Raw genomic sequence first — 19,080 nt, forward strand, 5'->3', positions numbered from 1 at the left:
GCCATGAGAAGACTCCACGCCCTCGCCGCGGGACTGGCCGTCCTGGCCGCGTCCGCCTGCTCCGCGCCCGCGCCGCCCCGCTCCGACGCCCCGCCGGCCACACCGGCCGGCCACGTCACCCTGCCCGCTCCCACCGGCCCCCGGCCGGTCGGCACCACCGCCCTGCATCTGACCGACACTTCCCGCCCCGATCCCTGGAACCTCGACGTGAAGGCCAGGGAGCTCAAGGTCACCCTGTGGTACCCGGCCAAGCGGCGCGGCGGGCGGCGCTCGGCCTACATGACGCCCAAGGAAGCGGAACTGTTCCTGAGAGGCTCCGGGATCTCGACCGCGCCGTACGAGACGCTGAGCGAGACCCGCACCAACGCCGTCAAGGACGCCGCCCCCGATGGACGCGGGCTTCCGCTGGTGGTGCTCTCACCCGGCTTCACCAAACCGATGAGCACGCTCACGTCCCTGGCCGAGGATCTGGCCAGCCGCGGGTACGTCGTGGCCGGGATCGACCACACCTACGAGAGCCACGCCACCACCCTGGCCGACGGGCGGGTCGCCGAATGCCTCGCCTGCGACAGCGACGGCGACCCCGGTTTCGGCGCCGGACTGGTCCAGGGCCGGGCCGCCGACGTCTCCTTCGTCCTCGACCGGCTGACCTCCGAGTGGGAGGGACACGACCTGATCGACCGCACCCGGATCGCGATGGCGGGCCAGTCGATCGGCGGGGCCGGCGTCGTGGCGGCCATGGTGAAGGACTCTCGGGTGCGCGCCGGGATCGACATGGACGGCACCACCTACGCCCGGATCCCCAAGAGCGGCCTCTCCCGGCCGTTCATGTTCCTCGGTGCGAAGGGTCACGTACCGGGCGGCCAGGACAGTTCGTGGGACCGTGACTGGAAGCTGCTGACCGGGTGGAAGCGCTGGATCGTGCTGCCGGACGCCGGACACCAGTCCTTCACCGACATCTCGCTGGTGGCGGACGTCCTCGGCCTCGAACCTCTCCCCGGCATGCTGCCCGCGGCCCGTGGCGCGGAGCTCACCCGCGCCTACGTGGCGGCCTTCCTCGACCAGCACCTGAGATCACGGCGGCGCCCCCTCCTGGACGAGCCGTCATCACGCTACCCCGAGGTCACGTTCTGCCCCGCGACCTGCGGTCGACCCTGAACAGGCGACGTGCCACATCACGGGCCGCATTCTCGGCAAAGAAAGCCTGGCCGTCACCCTTGCGGTTTTTGCTCGCATTTTCGACACTAAGTCCTTTTTGCGCGCTGTAATCGGACGTACGGAACGACTCGTAGGACGAGCGCAGGGACCGTGGCGGGGAGGCGGGCTGGTGATCTACACGCGCGAGGCACAGGTCCCGTCGACCAAGCTGGCCCGCAAGGGCCGGCTCCTCACCGGATGGGCCGCCTCCACCGATCACAAGGTGATCGGCAACATGTATCTCATCGCGTCGTTCGGGTTCTTCCTGCTCGCCGGCCTCATGGCGATGGTCGTCCGGGCCGAGCTGGCCAGGCCCGGACTGCAGTTCGTCGGCAACAAGCAGTACAACGAGATGTTCACCATGCACGGCGCCCTCATGCTGCTGCTGTTCGCCACTCCCCTGTTCGCGGGCTTCGCCAACGCCATCATGCCGCTGCAGATCGGCGCGCCCGACGTGGCCTTCCCCCGGCTCAACATGCTGAGCTTCTGGCTGTTCCTGTTCGGCGGCGTCATCGTGGTGTCCGGCTTCTTCACCGCCAGCGGGGCCGCGGACTTCGGCTGGACCGCCTACACGCCGCTGTCGACCTCGACCTACTCCCCCGACGTCGGCAAGGACCTGTGGATCATGGGACTGGTCATGTCCGGTCTCGGGACGATCCTCGGCGCGGTCAACTTCATCACCACGATCATCTGCATGCGCGCGCCCGGCATGACCATGTTCCGGATGCCGATCTTCACCTGGAACGTCCTGCTCACCAGCCTGCTGGCGCTGCTGGCCTTCCCGGTGCTGGCCGCCGCGCTGCTGGGCCTCGCGGCCGACCGCAAGCTCGGCGCGCACATCTTCGACGCCGACACGGGCGGCGCCATACTGTGGCAGCACCTGTTCTGGTTCTTCGGGCATCCCGAGGTGTACATCATCGCGCTGCCGTTCTTCGGCATCATCACCGAGGTGCTGCCCGTCTTCAGCCGCAAGCCGGTGTTCGGCTACATGGGCCTGGTCGGGGCGACCATCGCGATCGCGGGCCTTTCGATGACGGTGTGGGCGCACCACATGTTCGTCACCGGCCGGGTGCTCCTGCCGTTCTTCTCGTTCATGAGCTTCCTCATCGCGGTGCCGACCGGGGTGAAGTTCTTCAACTGGGTGGGGACGATGTGGCGCGGGCACCTCACCTTCCCGACGCCGATGCTGTTCGCGGTGGGCTTCCTGGTGACGTTCCTGTTCGGCGGCCTGACCGGCGTCATCCTGGCCTCACCGCCGCTGGACTTCCAGGTCAGCGACACCTACTTCGTGGTCGCCCACTTCCACTACGTCGTCTTCGGCACCGTGGTCTTCGCGATGTTCTCCGGGTTCTACTTCTGGTGGCCCAAGCTCACCGGCAGGATGCTCAACGACAAGCTCGGCAAGTGGCACTTCTGGCTGCTGTTCGTCGGGTTCCACACCACCTTCCTGGTGCAGCACTGGCTGGGCGCGCAGGGGATGCCGCGCCGGTACGCCGACTACGCCCCGACGGACGGCTTCCAGGTGGCGAACATGATCTCGTCGGTCGGCGCGTTCATCCTGGGCGCCTCGACGCTGCCGTTCCTGTTCAACATCTGGTACTCCTGGCGGCACGCCCCCCGGGTGACCATCGACGACCCGTGGGGATTCGGCAACTCCCTCGAATGGGCGACCTCCTGCCCGCCCCCGCGGCACAACTTCCTCAAAATCCCGCCGATACGCTCCGAGCGCCCGGCCTTCGACCTGCACTACTCCCACCTGCCGATCCAGATCGAGCGGGTGGCCAGGAAGAAGTGACCGCGACCGGCGGGTGAGAGGGCGGCGCCGCCGTTCAGACGGCCAGCAGGCGGTGGACCTCCTCCTCGCGGAGCTCGTCGGAGGTTCCGGCGCGCACGACGTGCCCGGCGTCCAGGATGAGGAAGCGGTCGGCGAGCCGCAGCGCGAGGTCCAGGTACTGCTCGACGAGGAGCACCGCGAGCCCCGAGTCGTGCAGCCGTTCGATCGCCTCCTCGATCTCCAGGATGATCGACGGCTGGATGCCCTCCGTCGGCTCGTCCAGGATCAGCAGCTTGGGCCGGGTGACCAGCGCCCGCGCCATGGCGAGCTGCTGCTGCTGGCCTCCCGACAGGAAGCCCGCCCGCTTCTTCAGCAGCGGCTTCAGCCGGGGAAAGACCTCCAGCGCCTCCTCGATGGCGCCGGCGTCCTTGTGCGTGGACGCCTCCACCGTCACCAGCAGGTTGCCCATCACGCTGAGCTGGGGGAACGTCTCGTGCCCCTGGGGCACGTAGCCGAGCCCGAGCCGCACCCGCTCGTGCGGGCGCAGCCGGGTCACGTCCTTGCCCTCGAACGTGACGGTCCCCGCCGTGGCGGGCAGCACGCCCATCACGGTGTTGAGCAGGGTGGTCTTGCCCACGCCGTTGCGCCCCATGACGCAGACCAGGTTGCCGGCCCCCACCTCGAAGGACACGTCGAACAGCACCCGCGCCCTGCCGTACCCCGCTGACAAGCCCTGCACCGACAGCATCACTTCACCTCTCCGGCGGTGGCCGCGTCCTTGGATTTCTCCTCGGCCCTGCCCAGGTAGACCTCCTGTACACGGGGGTCGGCCCGCACCTGGTCGACCGAGCCCTCCACGAGCACCTTGCCCTCGTGGAGGACGGTCACCTGGGACGCGTACCGCCGCAGGAAGTCCATGTCGTGCTCGATGACGATCACCGTGTGGTCCTTGGCGATCTCGGTGAGCAGCTCGCCGGTGCTCACGCGTTCCTCGGCCGACATGCCGGCGACCGGCTCGTCCAGGAGCAGCAGCCGGGGTCCCTGGGCGATGAGCATGCCGATCTCCAGCCACTGCCGCTGCCCGTGGGACAGCACCCCGGCCGGCCGGTCGGCGAGCGCGTGGAGGCCGGTGGTCTCCATGGCCGCCGCCACGGCCTCGGACACCCCGCGCCGCCTGCGGGCCAGCGACCACAGCGGCCTGCGGAACGACGCGGCCAGGTCGAGGTTCTCCAGCACGGTGAGCTCCTCGAACACGACCGAGGTCTGGAAGGTGCGGCCCACGCCCAGCCGGACGATCTCGTGTTCCTTGCGGCCGACCAGGTCACCGCCCTCGAAGCGCACCGTGCCCGCGGCGGGCTTGGTCAGCCCGGTGATGACGTCGATCAGCGTGGTCTTGCCCGCGCCGTTCGGGCCGATGAGGAAGCGCAGCTCGCCCGGCTCGACGGTGAAGTCGACCCCGTCCAGCGCCCGGAACCCGTCGAACACCACCGACAGGCCGCGCACCTCCAGCAGTGGCCCGCTCATGCCCTGGGCTCCGGTACCTCGATCAAGGGAGCGCTCCGGTCCTCGCTCTGGCCGCCGGGGGCGACCGGTCCAGTGGTCCGCGGCGTGCGGCGCGGCATCCTCGCGGCCAGCTGGTCGCGGGCGGCGGCGGCCAGCCCGAACACGCCCTTGGGCGCCAGGCTGATCACCAGGATGAACAGCGCACCCTGCAGGTACAGCCAGCCGTCGGCGAACTGCTCGCTGAACGCCGTCTTGGCGTATCCCATCAGCACCGCGCCCAGCACGGCTCCCGCGAGGGAGAACCTGCCGCCGACCGCCACGGCGACGACGAGCTCCAGCGAGGGCACCACGCCGAGCAGGGCGGGCGAGATGATGCCGACGACCGGCACGAACAGCGCCCCGGCCAGCCCGGCCATGCCCGCCGACACCGCGAAGGTGATGGTCTTGACGGTCGCGGGGTTGTAGCCGAGGAAGCGGACGCGGTCCTCGCCGTCCCTGATGGCGACCAGCAGCCGGCCGAAGCGGCTGCGGACGAGCTGCCAGGCCAGCAGGTACAGCAGGCCGAGGACCGCCGCCACCACCAGGTACAGCCCGCGCTGTGTCTGGTCGGCGGCCAGGTCCTGGCCGAACAGGTCGAAGAAGTTGGTCAGGCCGTTGGTGCCGCCGGTCAGCCCCTGCTGCCCGACCAGCAGGATGACGGTGGCGGCGGCGAGCGCCTGCGTCAGGATCGCGAAGTAGGCGCCGCGGACGCGCTGCCGGAACACCAGCATGCCGAGCAGGAAGGCCAGGATGGCCGGCCCGGCGACGGCGAAGGCGATGGCGAACAGCGGGTTGCCGAACGGCGCCCACAGCGCGGGCAGCTTCTCGACCCCGCTCCACACCATGAAGTCGGGCAGGTCGCCGCCCGCGTCGTGCAGCTTGAGGTACATGCCCATCGCGTAGCCGCCGAGCCCGAAGAACACCCCCTGGCCGAGGGTGAGCATGCCGCCCTGGCCCCACGCCAGCCCGATGCCGAGCGCGACGATGCCGAAGCAGAGGTACTTGGCGAGCAGTCCCAGACGGAACGGCTCCAGCAGCATCGGAGCGACCACCAGGGCCACCACGGCCACGAGCGTGAACACCGCCGGGCCCTTGAGCCGGTCGCGCCACGATCCGCCGCCGCCGTCCGGCGACGCGAGCGACGCGACGTTCCGCGGGGTCGCCGTCATGTGAGCGCCCTCCGTGTGCCCGGAACCGCCGTCATGTGAGCGCCCTCCGTATGCGCGCGATCGCCGTCATGTGAGCGCCCTCGCTCTGAGCACGAACAGTCCCTGCGGCCGCACCTGCAGGAACCCGATGATCACCACGAGGACGATGACCTTGGCCAGGCTCGCGTTGGTCCAGAACTCGGCGTAGGAGTTCAGCAGTCCGAGGGCGACGGCCGCGATCACCGCGCCGCGCAACTGCCCGAGGCCGCCGGCGACCACGACGAGGAACGCGTCCACGATGTAGTACGTGCCGAGCGCCGGGCCGACCGGCCCGATCAGCGTGAGCGCCACACCGGCGATGCCGGCCAGGCCGGATCCGATGAAGAAGGTGCGCTGGTCGACCCGCCCGGTGTTGATGCCGCTGACGGCGGCGAGCTGCCGGTTCTGCATCACCGCCTGCATGCGCCGCCCCTGTGACGTGCGGTTCATGTACGCCCAGATCGCCACGACGCTGCCGACCGCGAGCGCGAAGATGAACAGGCGGTTGTACGGCAGGATGCCGAAGCCGCCCTGGAGCCACGTGGGCGCCTGCACCTGGACGTTGGGCGCGCCGAACAGGTCGCGGGCCAGTTGCTGCAGCACCAGGCTGACGCCCCAGGTCAGCAGCAGGGTGTCCAGGGGGCGGCCGTAGAAGTGCCGGATGGCCAGCCGCTCCAGGATCAGCCCCATGACCCCGGCCACGGCGAACGCGACCGGCAGCGCGACGAGCACCGCCTGCCGTCCCGCCCAGTCCTGGAGCAGGTAGGCGGTGTAGGCGCCCGCCATGATGAACTCGCCGTGGGCCATGTTGATCACGCCCATCTGGCCGAACGTGAACGTCAGGCCGAGTGCGATCAGCAGCAGCACGGCCGCGATCGAGAGCCCGATGGGCAGCTGGTTGACTATGGCCTCCATCCGGGCCTCACCTCCCTTGCCTTCCCCGCCGAATCCGAGTGCCGCCGAGCGGCCGTCTCGCTGTCACTGGTGCAGGCGCTCCTCGCACAGCCGTGTGCCGTCGTGGGTGGCCGGGCGAGGGTCGCTCCTCGCCCCGGCCGCGTTCTCGTGAGCCGTCCCACCGTCAGGTGAGGCCGCCCGCCCAGGGGTAGGTCTTCAGGTACGGGTCCGGCTTGATCGGCTTGCCGGAGTTCCAGACCTCCTTGATCTGGCCGTCCGGCTCGATGACGCCGATGCGGGCCGTCTTGTACATGTGCTGGTTCTCGCCGTCGATGGTGACCTCGCCCTCGGGCCGCTCCAGCGCGATGCCCCCGGCGGCCTTCTTCACGGCCTCGACGTCGGTCGAGCCCGCCTTCTTGACCGACTCGGCCCACAGGTAGACGGAGTTGTAACCGGCCTCCATCGGGTCGGAGGTCACGCGATTGGCGCCGTACTTGGCCTTGAACGCCTCGACGAACTTGGCGTTGGCCGCGTTCTCGGTGGTCTGGTAGTAGTTCCAGGCGACCAGGTGGCCGGCGATGTTGTCGACGCCGATGCCCTTGACCTCTTCCTCGGCGACGCTCACCGACATGACGGGCATCGTGTCGGCGCCCACCCCGGCGCTCTTCAGCTGCTTGAAGAAGGCGACGTTGCTGTCGCCGTTCAGCGTGTTGAAAACGGCGTCCGGCTTGGCCTGGACGACCTTGTTCACCAGCGTGCTGTATTCGGTGTGCCCGAGCGGGGTGTATTCCTCGCCGAGCACCTGCATTCCGTTCGCCGCCGCGTACGCCTTGATGATTTTGTTCGCGGTGCGCGGGAACACATAGTCGCTGCCCACCAGGAAGATCTTCTTCTTGCCTTTTTCCTTCAGATAGTCCAGACCCGGGACGATCTGCTGGTTGGTGGTGGCGCCGGTGTAGAAGATGTAGGGCGAGCTCTCCAGGCCCTCGTACTGGACCGGGTACCACAGCAGCGCCTTGCGCTTCTCGAACACGGGGAGCATGGCCTTGCGGCTGGCCGAGGTCCAGCCGCCGAAGACGGTGGCGACCTTGTCCTGGGCGATCAGCTTGGTGGCCTTCTCCGCGAAGGTCGGCCAGTCCGACGCACCGTCCTCCACGACGGGGACGAGCTGCTTGCCCAGCACGCCGCCCGCCTTGTTGATCTCCTCTATGGCCAGCAGTTCGGAGTCACGGACGGTGACCTCGCTGATCGCCATGGTGCCGCTCAGCGAGTGCAGCAGCCCGACCTTGATCGTGTCGCTCCCACCCGATGCGGCGGTGCCGCCCGTGGTCGTCGATGGCTGACCACCGCAGGCCGCGAGCCCGGTTGCCAGGACCGCCACCGCGGCCCCGATGCGCCAAGCTGAATTCCGCAATTACTCCTCCTTGCCGACACGGCCCCCGCACCGACCCATCTGCCGCCAAGGTGATCGAGCCACGTTTCCCGCCGACGTCGCGATTGTTAATTGCCGTTTACCGGCTCTTCACCGGAACAACACGAACGGTCCGCAAGGTCCGGCCGAATTGGATGTTTCCCGTCCGGCCGTTTGGCGCCGGACGGGCCCGCGCACATCGGGTCACCTTTGCTGTGAAATGGCCTGGGAAGGCCGGGCGGAAGAATGCGCGGGCGCTCGGGCGTCCGACACAGACCGGAAATGCCGGTGACACGTCACCGAAACGGCGGTTGCCTAGGGTCCGGCCATGCGGCTCACCCCACACGAACAGGAACGCCTGCTCATCCACGTCGCCGCGGGAGTCGCCCGCGAGCGTCAGGGCAGAGGGCTGCGCCTGAACCACCCGGAGGCCACCGCGATCATCGCGTCGTTCCTCCTCGAGGGCGCGCGGGACGGCCGGACCGTCGCCGATCTGATGGAGGCGGGACGCAAGGTCCTCCGCCGCGAGGACGTCATGGAGGGGATCCCCGAGATGCTCGAATCAGTCCAGATCGAGGCGACCTTCCCCGACGGCACCAAGCTGGTCACCGTCCACCGGCCGATCCTGTGACGCGCGATCCGATGACGCCGGGTGAGATCCTCCATGCCGAGGGGCCCATCCCGCTGAACCCGGGCCGCGAGCGCGTGGTGCTCCGCGTGGTCAACACCGCCGACCGGCCCATCCAGGTGGGCTCGCACTACCACTTCGCCGCCGCGAACCCCGGTCTCGGCTTCGACAGGGACGCCGCCTGGGGCATGCGCCTGGACGTGCCCGCGGGCACCGCCATCAGGTTCGAGCCGGGCATCGAGCGGGACGTGACGCTCGTGCCGATCGCCGGGCGCCGCGTCGTCCCCGGCCTGCGCCCCGAATGGGCCGGCACGCTGGACGCGCGCACGGCGCGCACGGACGCCGCCGCGGACGGTGGCGCGGACGGCGAAGGCCCGTCCGAGCAGAGCGCCGGCACGGCCGAGGGAGACTCCGATGACTGAGCCGCATCCGTCGATCGAGCGCTCCCGCTACGCCGTGCTGTACGGCCCGACGACCGGCGACCGCATCCGGCTGGCGGACACCGACCTGTTCGTCGAGGTCGCGGACGACCTCTCCCGTGGACGTCACGGCGCGGGCGACGAGGTGGTCTTCGGCGGCGGCAAGGTGATCCGCGAGTCGATGGGCCAGGCGCGGACCACGCGCGCCGAGGGCGCCCCCGACCTGGTGATCACCGGAGCGGTGATCCTCGACCACTGGGGTGTGGTCAAGGCCGACATCGGCGTCAGGGACGGGCGCATCGTCGCCATCGGCAAGGCGGGCAACCCCGACACGATGGACGGCGTCCACCCGGACCTGGTGATCGGCCCCTCCACCGAGATCCTCGCCGGCAACGGCAAGATCGTCACCGCCGGGGCGATCGACTCGCACGTCCACCTGATCTGCCCGCAGATCGTGGACGAGGCGCTCGCCGCGGGCGTCACCACCCTCATCGGCGGCGGCACCGGCCCCGCCGAGGGCACCAAGGCGACCACCGTCACCGGCACCTGGTACCTGGCCCGGATGCTCGAGTCGATGGACGGCATGCCGGTCAACGTGGCGCTGCTCGGCAAGGGCAACACCGTCAGCGAGGAAGGGCTGCTCGAACAGCTCAGGGCGGGCGCCTCGGGGTTCAAGCTGCACGAAGACTGGGGGACGACGCCCTCGGCCATCGACGCCTGCCTGCGGGTCGCGGACGCCACCGGCGTGCAGGTCGCGATCCACACCGACACGCTGAACGAGGCCGGGTTCGTCGAGTCCACGCTGGCGGCCATCGGCGACCGGGCGATCCACGCCTACCACACCGAGGGCGCGGGCGGCGGGCACGCGCCCGACATCATCCGCGTGGCGGCCTACGCGAACGTGCTGCCGTCCTCGACGAACCCGACGCGCCCGCACACCGTCAACACCCTCGACGAGCACCTCGACATGCTGATGGTCTGCCACCACCTCAACCCGTCCGTGCCGGAGGACCTGGCCTTCGCCGAGTCGCGCATCCGGCCGACGACGATGGCCGCCGAGGACGTGCTGCACGACATCGGGGCCATCTCGATGATCGGCTCGGACTCCCAGGCGATGGGGCGGGTCGGCGAGACGATCATCAGGACGTGGCAGACCGCTCATGTGATGAAGAAGCGCCGGGGCCCGCTGCCCGGCGACGGGCGGGCCGACAACCTTCGCGCACAGCGCTATATCGCGAAATATACGATCTGTCCGGCCATCGCCCACGGGCTGGACGAGCACGTCGGCTCGGTCGAGGTCGGCAAGCTCGCCGACCTGGTGCTGTGGGAGCCGGCGTTCTTCGGGGTCAAGCCGCAGCTCGTCGTCAAGGGCGGCGTCATCGCCTACGCGCAGATGGGCGACGCCAACGCCTCCATCCCCACCCCCCAGCCCGTCATGCCGCGCCCGATGTTCGGCGCGGTCCCGGTCACCGCGGCCGCCACATCCCTGCACTTCGTCGCGCCGCTCGCCCTCGAGAACGGCCTGGCGGACCGGCTGCGGGTGAACCGCCGGCTGGCGCCGGTCGCCGACGTGCGCACGCGCCGAAAGGAGTCCATGCCGCTCAACGACGCGCTCCCGGCCATCGAGGTGGACCCCGACACGTTCGCGGTCCGCGTCGAGGGCGAGCTCATCGAGCCCGCCCCGGCCGAGGAGCTTCCCATGGCCCAGCGCTACTTCCTGTTCTGACGGTTTCGACATGGACGCGGCGCTGCTGCTCCTCGCCGACTCCCGGCTCCCGGCCGGTGGCCACGGCCACTCCGGGGGCGCGGAGCAGGCGGTACGCATCGGGGCGATCACCGGCCCGGAGGAACTGGCGCGGTTCCTCCGTGGCCGGCTCGCCACGTCCGGCCTCGTCGCCGCCGCCCTGTCCGCCGCCGCCTGCTCCCTCGCGACGACGCCCGCGAACCCGTCCGCCGGCCCTTCCGATCGGGCTCGGCAGGAAGGGGACGCCGCCATCGGCGCCGCCGGACGCGAAGACCAGGACGCCCGACCGGCCGCCGCCGAACGCGAGTGGCGTGAGCTGGACGCCGAGGCCGACGCCCGTACGGCGTCACCGGCTCAGCGCGGCGCGGCCCGCACCCAGGGCAGGCTGCTGGTGCGCAGCGGCCGCCGCATCTGGCCGTCCCCCGCGCTCGACACCCTGGCGCGCGCCGTGCCCGACGGCGCCCACCATCCGATCGCGCTCGGCGCGGTGGCCGCCGCCGCCGGGTGCTCGCCTCACGACGCGGCGCTGGCCGCCGCGTACACCTCGATCACCGGACCGGCCACCGCCGCCGTCCGGCTGCTCGGGCTCGACCCCGTCGTCGTGCACCGGGTGCTCGCCGGCCTCGCGCCGGACATCTCCGGCGTCGCCCGCACGGCCGCCGCAAGCGCGGCACGTGCGGCCGCCCAGGGCACGGCCGGTGAGGCCGTCGCCCGTACAACGTGGGAGAACCTTCCCGCGCACGCCGCTCCCGCACTCGATCTGCTGGCCGAACAGCACCTACGCACGGAGGTACGGCTCTTTGTCAGCTAACCACGACGACCGCCACGACTCCCCCGACGCCCGCGGAAGAGCACTGCGCCTCGGCGTCGGCGGCCCGGTCGGCAGCGGCAAGACCGCCCTGGTGGCCGCGCTGTGCCGCACGCTCGGCCCGGTGCTCCGCATGGGCGTGGTCACCAACGACATCTACACCACCGAGGACGCCGACTTCCTGCGCAGGGCCGGCGTGCTCGACCCTGAGCGCATCGTCGCCGTGCAGACCGGCTGCTGCCCGCACACGGCGATCCGCGACGACATCGCCGCCAACATCGACGCGGTCGAGACCCTGGAGGAACGCTTCGGGCCACTGGACGTCGTGATCGTCGAGAGCGGCGGTGACAACCTGACCGCGACCTTCAGCCGGGGGCTCGCCGACCAGCAGATCTTCGTGCTGGACGTGTCGGGGGGCGACAAGGTGCCGCGCAAGGGCGGCCCCGGCGTCACCTCCGCCGACCTGCTCGTGATCAACAAGACCGACCTGGCGAAACACGTGGGAGCCGACCTGACGGTGATGTCGAGGGACGCGGCGGCCGTGCGCGACGGCAAACCGGTGCTGTTCACCTCGATCAGGGAGGTGCCGGAGGTGTACGCGGTCGCCGAATGGGTGCACGGGGTGGCGCAGTCCTGGGCGCACACCCGCGCGCATCCCCACGGCCCCGCCATCCCCACCGCCAACGCCTGACCGCACCTCCGCCCATGCACGAGATCACCAAGGACGGACAGGACGCGAGGGCGGTGCGCGGCGCCGGCCGGCGGGTGTTCGACGCACGGGCGGCGGTGGTCACCGAGCTGTCCGGCGGGCGCACCGTGCTCGGCACCCTGCGGTCGGATCCGCCGCTCACCCTGCGGCAGACCGGGCCGGGCACGGTGCACCTGGTGTCGACGGCCGCCGGACCGCTCGGCGGCGACCGTCTCAAGCTGGTGGTGGACGTCGCCCCGGGCACCCGCCTGCGCATCGCCTCGGTGGCGAGCACGCTGGTCCTGCCCGGGGCGGGGCGGTCCGTCATGACGGTCGAGGCGCGGGTCGGCGCGGGGGCGACGCTCGTGTACGCCCCCGAGCCCACCGTGCTCGCGGCCGGCTGCGACCACCGCATGATCGTCCGCCTGGCCCTGGCCGAGGGCGCGTCGGTGTCGTGGCGCGAGGAGATCGTCTTCGGCCGGTACGGCGAGGCGCCGGGCCGATGCCACGCCCGCTTCGACGCGACCGTCGAGGGCGTGCCGCTGCTGCGCCAGGAGTTCGTGGCCGGCGACCCGGCCGTGGACGGCAGTCCGGCGGTGTACGGCGACGCGCGCTGCGTCGGCACCGTCCTGGTCGCCGGCCCCCGCTTCCCCTACGAGGCGGGCGAATGCGCGCTCTCAGAAGGCTGCGCCGTGCTTCCCCTCGCCGGCCCGGGCACGTTGATCTCGGCCCTGGCCCCTGACGCGCCCGCGCTGCGCGCGCGGCTCGCCTGGGGCGAAGCACGGCTGGGCGCCGGTCGCCGTCTCGGCGCCGTCCCGCCGACCGGCGGCGAGCCGCCCGCCGGCCCTCGGTCGTGAAGACCCGGTCGTAGAGACCCGGTCGTGAAGACCCGGTCGTAGAGACTCAGGCGTAGAAGCCGAAGCGGTCGTGGAGACTCAGTCGTAGAAGCCGAGGCGGCGGAGCTGCTTGGGGTCGCGCTGCCAGTCTTTGGCGACCTTGATGCGCAGGTCGAGATAGACGTGGGTGCCGAGCAGCGCCTCGATCTGCTTGCGGGCGCGGGTGCCGACGTCCTTCAGGCGGGCGCCCTTCGGGCCGATGACGATGGCCTTCTGCGAGGGGCGTTCGACGAACATGTGGGCGTAGACGTCGAGCAGGTCGTCGCGGCCCTCCCTGGGGGTCATCTCTTCGACCACCACGGCGATGGAGTGGGGAAGCTCGTCGCGCACGCCTTCGAGGGCCGCCTCGCGGATCAGCTCGCCGACGAGCACCTGCTCGGGCTCGTCGGTCAGCTGGCCGTCCAGGTAGAGCGGCGGTGACTTCGGGAGGCGCTCGATCAGCAGGTCGCCCAGCACGTCGAGCTGCTCCCCCGACTCGGCGGAGACCGGGACGATCTCGGCGAAGTCGGCCAGCCGCGACACGTCGAGCAGCCGGGCGGCGATCTGCTCGCGGGAGGCCAGGTCGCACTTGGTGACCACGGCGACCACGGGGGTCTTCTTGACGGCCGCGAGTTTCTCGGCGATGAACCGGTCGCCCTTGCCGATCTGCTCGTCGGCCGGCATGCAGAAGCCGATCACGTCGACCTCGGTCAGGGTGGACAGCACGAGGCTGTCGAGCCGCTCTCCGAGCAGGGTGCGCGGGCGGTGCAGGCCTGGCGTGTCGACGACGACGAGCTGGGCGTCGGGCCGGTTGACGATGCCGCGGATGGCGCGGCGGGTCGTCTGCGGCTTGGACGAGGTGATCGCCACCTTGGCGCCGACCAGCGCATTCATCAACGTCGACTTGCCGACGTTGGGCCTGCCGACGAAGCAGGCGAACCCGGAACGGAACTCAGCGGCTGAGGAACTCACGTCACCCATTGTCGCCGATCAGACCGACCGCCCTCCCCCGCCGGGTGGTGCGCGGCCTCCACCGGCGGCCCGCCCGGCCGTGACGGCGCCCATCGTGACGGCCCATCGGGACGGCGCCCGCCGCCGGCCGCGGTCCCCCACAGGGACGGCGCCCGCCGCGGGCCGTGGTCCGCGCCGGGGAAGGCGGGTCAGCGGTAGCGGCCCTTCACCGAGCCGTCGGGGGCCGCGAAGAAGAGGATCGCGTCGCCGAGATCCTGGATGACCGCCATGTCCTCGTCCTCGGGCTCTTCCTCGTCGCTGACGAGGGCCGCGGCCTCGAGGGAGACCGCCCCGCTGGAGGCGGCCATCGCCACGGCGACCTGGACGGCGGACAGCCGCAGAGAAGGCAGGTCCACGTTGGTCGCGGTGTAGGTGCGCCCCGTCTCGTCGCGGACGGCGGCGCCCTGGACCGTCCCGTTGCGGGCGCGGGCGGCACGGGCCAGCGTGATGATCTTGCTGTCCTCGGGATCGAGGTTGGTGTCGGTCACGGCAGAAGGCTACTCGGCGGCCCTGCGGCTCCCGGCCTTCAGGGGACGACGGAGAAACGCCAACGATCCGGATATATCGGTGATCAGCGACATGCCATTGGCTAGGCTTCTCCGACGTGTTCGGGCGGTGGCCCGCCTGTCCGGCGGTCGCCCCGCGAAGGCGGCGCCGCATGTCCGGCGGTCGCCCGCGAAGGCGGCCCGGCGGTCACCTCGCCGAGAGATGGAGCTGATGGATGGCCGGTCGGGGGATCATCACCGGCGCGCTGGCGATCGTGCTCGCCACGGGTCCCGGCGCGGCCGCCGCGGCGTCCGCGCGCGCGCCGGAACAGTGCTCGCCACCGCGCGGCGGCGCGCAGGTGGGAGAGTCGTGGGCGCAGCGGCGGCTGGCCTTCACCGGCGTCTGGCCGCTCACCATGGGGGAAGGCGTCACCGTGGCGCTGATCGACAGCGGCGTGGACACCCGTCACCCGCAGGTGAGGGTGGCCAAGTCGGTCGACCTGACCGGGACCGGCCCGCTGGACTGCGTCGGCCACGGCACGGCCGTCGCCGGGATCATCGCCGGCGCCGACATGAAGGAGATCCCGTTCGCGGGCGTGGCGCCCCGGGCGCGGCTCATCTCCATCAAGCAGACCAACAGCGAGAACGGGGACGTGGCGCTGCTGGCGCGGGGCATCAGGCAGGCCGCCGACCTCGGCGCCCAGGTCGTCAACATCTCCGTGCAGACCAGCGACCAGCCCGACCTCAAGGCCGCCGTCGACTACGCGATCGCCAAGGACGTCGTGATCGTGGCCGCCGCCGGGAACATCAAGAAGGAGGACGGCACCCCCGCCGCCGCCTACCCGGCCTCCTACCCGGGCGTGCTGTCGGTCGGCTCCGCCGGGCCGGACGGGAAGCGCAACGACTTCTCCAACTCCGCCACGCCGGTCTCGGTCATCGCGCCGGGACAGGACATCACCAGCACCTGGCCCGGCGCCGCCTACCGCCAGGACCTGAGCGGGACCAGCTACGCCGCCCCGTACGTCGCCGGGGTCGCGGCGCTGGTGCGTTCGCGCCATCCCGAACTCGACAGCGTCCGGGTGCGGCGGCGCATCGAGATCACCGCCGACGGCGCCTCGGGCGCGGGGACCGGCGCCGGCATGGTGAACCCGCTGATGGCCGTGTCGGAAATCCTTCCGTCGGAGGTGGTGGCCATCGCCCCCCGGCGGCCCGAGGCGCTGCCGTCGTCGGTCGTGACCAAGCCGCGGCCGCCCGACCAGGAGGCGATCGACGTCTCGGCGGCCGTGGCGGTGATCGCGGTCCTCGCCGCGGGTCTGGTGACGGCCGCCGGGATCGTCATCCCCCTGGGCCGCCGCCGCGGCTGGAAACCGGGGCGCGCGACGGCGCCCGGCGACTGAGCCGGATTCGGTCATGCGGCGGGATCCGGCCATGGGAACCGGCATTCGGTCCGATGCCGGATTTTCCGTACCCGTTCCCCATCGCGAAGATCGACGGGTCCGTAACATGTGATGCAGACGTGACAAATTACGCCAAGTGCGACACAAGCGTGTGGTGTCATGATGCTTGAGTTGATCCACAGGGGAAGGCGATAAAGGACATGCTGTCGTTGCTGCCGGACGACCCCAAGCAGGTGGGCGCGTACACGCTCATCGGGCGCCTGGGTCAGGGAACTCGGGGCGTCGTCTATCTTGGCCGCCTCTCTGGTGAAACGCCGGCCGCGGAGGCCGAGCCTGAGGCCCCGGACACGGCCGAGGCGTCCGCCGAGCCCGCGCCCTCCCCCGTCACGGGCGAGCCCGACCGGCTGTTCGTCGTCAAGCTGCTGCCCCCGTGGCCGGAAGCCGGCGACGAGGCCCGCGCGCGGGTGCTCGACGACCTCTCCTCCGCGCAGCGGGTGTCCAGCGCCTACGCCGTGAGGAGCGTCGACGCCGGCTGGCTGGACGACCGCGCCTACGTGGTCCGCGAGCACGTCGAGGGCCGCTCGCTCCGCGAGGCCGTCGAGCTGGACGGCCCGCTGACCGGCGACGCCCTGGAGCGCGTCGCCGTCGGCACGCTGACCGCGCTCACCGCCGTCCACCTGGCCGGCATCGCCCACCGCGGCCTCACCCCCGGCAACGTCCTGCTCGCCGCCGACGGCCCCCGCGTCTGCGACTTCGGCCTCGGCGAGACGGCCTACCGCTCACCCGAGCAGGTCCGCGGCGAGCCGACCGGCCCGGCCGCCGACCTGTTCGCCTGGGCGACCACGATGGTGTACGCGGCGACCGGCGAGGAGCCGTTCGGCGAGGACGCCGAGGCGATCGCCACCGCCCGCGCCGACCTCGGCCGCCTCGCCGCGCCGCTGCGGGACGTCGTGGCCTCCTGCCTCGCCAAGATGCCCGCCGAACGGCCCACCGCCCAGGGGGCGATGCTGTGGCTGCTCGGCGAGGAGAAGGCGGCCCCGCCCGCCCCCGCCATCCCCGCCGCGCCCATCATGGGAGTGCCGGTGCCCGGTGTCCCCGTCCCGGGCGCGCCGATCCCCGGTGCGGCGCCGTCGAGCACGCCGACCGTCCCCGCCGGACAGACTGGACAGACTGGACAGACTGGGCCGGCCGGCCCGGCCGCGGTCCCGGCGCAGCAGCCCTGGGTGGAGGTGAGCGGCACCGGCGCACAGCCGCCGGCCGTGCCCCCGCAGGGTCCCGAAGGCCAGGCTCCGACGGTGTACGCGGCCGAGCCGCAGCCGCCGGCCCAGCAGGTGTGGGGCGCCCCCGCGCTCCCGTCCGGCGAGCCCGAGCGGCACGAGCTGCCCGCCGCCGCCGGTGAGGCGCCGCCCGCCGCGCCCCCGCGCAAGAAGACCGGCCCCCACTTCCCCGTCGGCCTGGCCGCGGGCGTGGGCGTCGTGATCGGCCTGTCCGGTCTCGGCCTGTGGGGCGCCGGGCACTACGCGGGCGGCGGCAGCCAGCAGATCGGCCGCGTGGCCGCCGAGGGACAGGTGAACGCGAGCAGCGTCCCCGAGCCTTCCGGCGGCCTCGGCGACGTCGGAGGCGTCGGCCAGAGCACCGCGCCGCGCCCCCAGGTGACCGCGCCGTGGGCCGCCACTCCGGGTCCGCAGGAGACCGGCGTGTACCCGATGCAGCTGACGACCTCGACCCCCTCGGTGGGGCTCCCGACGCTGTCGCCCGGCCCGCAGTTCACCCCGCCGCCGATCCCGTCGGCCCCGCCGACCGTGACGGCCTCGCCCTCGCAGCCGTCGTCGCCGACCCCGGTCCCGACGGTCACCGTCACCGCGACTCCCGGCCCGACGATCACCCCGTCGGCGGAGCCGAGCCAGGAACACCCGAACGCGTCGCCGTCGCCGTCCGGCGGCGGCAGCCCCACCCCTGACGGGGCCACGCCGTCGCCGTCGGGCAGCCCGTCCGCGACGCCGTCGCCGAGCGGGCCGCAGGCCCTGGTGCCCACGGGCACGCCGTCGCCGACCACGTCCGGCCCCGCCACCCCGCACCCGAGCTCGCCGTCCGCCACGCCCAGCCCGAGCGTGACCAGGACGTTCGCGCCGCGGCCCACGCGCACGAGCCTGCCCCGGCCGACGGTGACGGTCTCGCCCAGGCCCACCTCGAGGCCGACCGTGACCAGGACTGCCACTCCGAGGCCGCCCGTCATCCGTCCCAGCACGGCCACGCCGACCGCGTCCAGAAGCCAGGCGCCGGCCGCCAACCCGTACTCGCCCCAGCAGGTGTGCAACGCGTCGGGCAAGGGTTCGGGCTTCAGCGTCCAGCGGCAGGCCGCGTTCAACGGCGGGGTCGCCTACCAGCTGTACAGCGCCGCCACGGGCTCCAACTGCGTGGTCACGATCAAGACGCAGAACATCGGCGTGGCCAGCCCGGTGTCCGCGACGCTCGAGGTGCAGGGGTCGGCCCCGGTCACCGACAGCGGGTCGTTCAAGTACTACGCTGGCCCGGTGGTCCTCCAGGCCAAGGGCAAGTGCGTGCGGTTCGGCGGCAGCGCGGGAGCCGGCTCCGCCAACGCGCCGTTCGGCAACTGCGGATAGAGGACGACCGGATGACGACCAGCGGCGGCCCCTTCTCCCCCACCGGCGACCCCGAGGTCGACGAGGTGCTCGAAGGGCTCGCCGCGCAGTCGGCCACGTTCCAGGCGGTCGGGCTGCGGATCTCCGAGACGCGGGGACGCGGCGAGGCCGAGGAGGGCCGCGTGGTCGTCGAGGCGCTGCCCGGCGGCTCCGTGGTGTCCCTGCGCATCGACCCGCGCGCGATGCGGCTCGGGTCAGAGGCGCTGGCCGAGGCGATCCTCGCAGCGGCCCGGCTCGCGGAGGCGGACGCCGCCGGACAGGCCGAGTCGCTGATGGCCTCCCTCGTGGAGGAGCCCCCTCACCCCGGCGGCTTCCCGCGCGGCTGACCTCGCCGCGCGCCGCACTAGAGTGATCGGC

General features: G+C 71.8%; 18 protein-coding genes. 11 read left to right on the forward strand and 7 right to left on the reverse strand.

All coding sequences use genetic code 11. The features are described 5' to 3' along the window. Positions 1–3: 3 nt before the first annotated feature. Both ACFO60_RS01770 and ctaD read left to right on the forward strand, forming a co-directional pair. A complete protein-coding gene (locus ACFO60_RS01770) occupies positions 4–1,158 on the forward strand; it encodes an alpha/beta hydrolase family protein (protein WP_380836002.1) in 1,155 nt (384 codons plus the stop codon). A 208-nt stretch (positions 1,159–1,366) separates the two neighbouring features. After that, entirely contained in the window at positions 1,367–2,992 is a 1,626-nt protein-coding gene (gene ctaD / locus ACFO60_RS01775) for an aa3-type cytochrome oxidase subunit I (protein WP_380836432.1), read from the forward strand. 34 nt (positions 2,993–3,026) lie between these two features. On the opposite strand, the gene urtE is transcribed toward ctaD, so the two are convergent. The 5 genes from urtE to urtA all read right to left on the reverse strand — a co-directional run bounded on the left by urtE (position 3,027) and on the right by urtA (position 8,008). Continuing rightward, on the reverse strand, positions 3,027–3,719 hold the full coding sequence (gene urtE / locus ACFO60_RS01780; protein WP_380836003.1) for an urea ABC transporter ATP-binding subunit UrtE: 693 nt from the start codon (positions 3,717–3,719) through the stop codon (positions 3,027–3,029). After that, positions 3,719–4,495 (reverse strand): urea ABC transporter ATP-binding protein UrtD, encoded by a 777-nt coding sequence (gene urtD / locus ACFO60_RS01785; RefSeq protein WP_380836005.1) that lies wholly within the window; start codon positions 4,493–4,495, stop codon positions 3,719–3,721. The genes urtE and urtD overlap by 1 nt, the downstream gene beginning before the upstream one ends. Further along, complete coding sequence (gene urtC / locus ACFO60_RS01790) at positions 4,492–5,682, reverse strand: urea ABC transporter permease subunit UrtC (protein WP_380836006.1); 1,191 nt, start codon at positions 5,680–5,682, stop codon at positions 4,492–4,494. Before urtC ends, urtD begins: the two co-directional genes overlap by 4 nt. A 66-nt stretch (positions 5,683–5,748) precedes the next feature. Continuing rightward, positions 5,749–6,615: an urea ABC transporter permease subunit UrtB gene (gene urtB, locus ACFO60_RS01795; protein ID WP_380836008.1), complete on the reverse strand. Its 867-nt coding sequence runs from the start codon at positions 6,613–6,615 to the stop codon at positions 5,749–5,751. A 163-nt stretch (positions 6,616–6,778) separates the two neighbouring features. Further along, positions 6,779–8,008, reverse strand: coding sequence for an urea ABC transporter substrate-binding protein (gene urtA / locus ACFO60_RS01800; protein ID WP_465269870.1), 1,230 nt, complete (start codon positions 8,006–8,008; stop codon positions 6,779–6,781). Positions 8,009–8,333: 325 nt separating this feature from the next. Here urtA and ACFO60_RS01805 point away from each other — a divergent pair, with 325 nt between their 5' ends. Genes ACFO60_RS01805 through ACFO60_RS01830 form a run of 6 tightly spaced genes read left to right on the forward strand, consistent with a single transcriptional unit; the run spans position 8,334 to position 13,149 of the window. Next, positions 8,334–8,636: an urease subunit gamma gene (locus ACFO60_RS01805; protein ID WP_380836010.1), complete on the forward strand. Its 303-nt coding sequence runs from the start codon at positions 8,334–8,336 to the stop codon at positions 8,634–8,636. A gap of 11 nt (positions 8,637–8,647) precedes the next feature. Beyond that, positions 8,648–9,055: an urease subunit beta gene (locus ACFO60_RS01810; protein WP_380836012.1), complete on the forward strand. Its 408-nt coding sequence runs from the start codon at positions 8,648–8,650 to the stop codon at positions 9,053–9,055. Then, complete coding sequence (locus ACFO60_RS01815; protein WP_380836014.1) at positions 9,048–10,778, forward strand: urease subunit alpha; 1,731 nt, start codon at positions 9,048–9,050, stop codon at positions 10,776–10,778. The genes ACFO60_RS01810 and ACFO60_RS01815 overlap by 8 nt, the downstream gene beginning before the upstream one ends. 10 nt (positions 10,779–10,788) lie before the next feature. Next, positions 10,789–11,607, forward strand: coding sequence for an urease accessory protein UreF (locus ACFO60_RS01820; RefSeq protein WP_380836016.1), 819 nt, complete (start codon positions 10,789–10,791; stop codon positions 11,605–11,607). Beyond that, positions 11,597–12,295, forward strand: a complete 699-nt coding sequence (gene ureG, locus ACFO60_RS01825; protein ID WP_380836018.1) for an urease accessory protein UreG — start codon at positions 11,597–11,599, stop codon at positions 12,293–12,295. Before ACFO60_RS01820 ends, ureG begins: the two co-directional genes overlap by 11 nt. 14 nt (positions 12,296–12,309) lie before the next feature. Continuing rightward, positions 12,310–13,149 (forward strand): urease accessory protein UreD, encoded by an 840-nt coding sequence (locus ACFO60_RS01830; protein ID WP_380836020.1) that lies wholly within the window; start codon positions 12,310–12,312, stop codon positions 13,147–13,149. Between the two features lie 78 nt (positions 13,150–13,227). Here the strand turns inward: ACFO60_RS01830 and era are convergent, their stop codons facing one another. Both era and ACFO60_RS01840 read right to left on the reverse strand, forming a co-directional pair. Next, positions 13,228–14,148, reverse strand: coding sequence for a GTPase Era (gene era, locus ACFO60_RS01835; protein ID WP_380836021.1), 921 nt, complete (start codon positions 14,146–14,148; stop codon positions 13,228–13,230). Positions 14,149–14,327: 179 nt separating this feature from the next. Further along, entirely contained in the window at positions 14,328–14,666 is a 339-nt protein-coding gene (locus tag ACFO60_RS01840; RefSeq protein WP_380836022.1) for a cytidine deaminase, read from the reverse strand. Between the two features lie 233 nt (positions 14,667–14,899). Here ACFO60_RS01840 and mycP point away from each other — a divergent pair, with 233 nt between their 5' ends. From mycP to ACFO60_RS01855, 3 genes are all read left to right on the forward strand, one after another. Then, positions 14,900–16,060 (forward strand): type VII secretion-associated serine protease mycosin, encoded by a 1,161-nt coding sequence (gene mycP, locus ACFO60_RS01845; protein ID WP_380836024.1) that lies wholly within the window; start codon positions 14,900–14,902, stop codon positions 16,058–16,060. Between the two features lie 200 nt (positions 16,061–16,260). Further along, entirely contained in the window at positions 16,261–18,684 is a 2,424-nt protein-coding gene (locus tag ACFO60_RS01850) for a serine/threonine-protein kinase (protein WP_380836026.1), read from the forward strand. 11 nt (positions 18,685–18,695) lie between these two features. Further along, positions 18,696–19,049 (forward strand): YbaB/EbfC family nucleoid-associated protein, encoded by a 354-nt coding sequence (locus tag ACFO60_RS01855; protein WP_380836027.1) that lies wholly within the window; start codon positions 18,696–18,698, stop codon positions 19,047–19,049. The last annotated feature ends 31 nt before the right edge of the window (positions 19,050–19,080 follow it).

Source organism: Sphaerisporangium dianthi (genome assembly GCF_042654065.1).
Classification (GTDB): Bacteria; Actinomycetota; Actinomycetes; order Streptosporangiales; family Streptosporangiaceae; genus Sphaerisporangium; species Sphaerisporangium dianthi.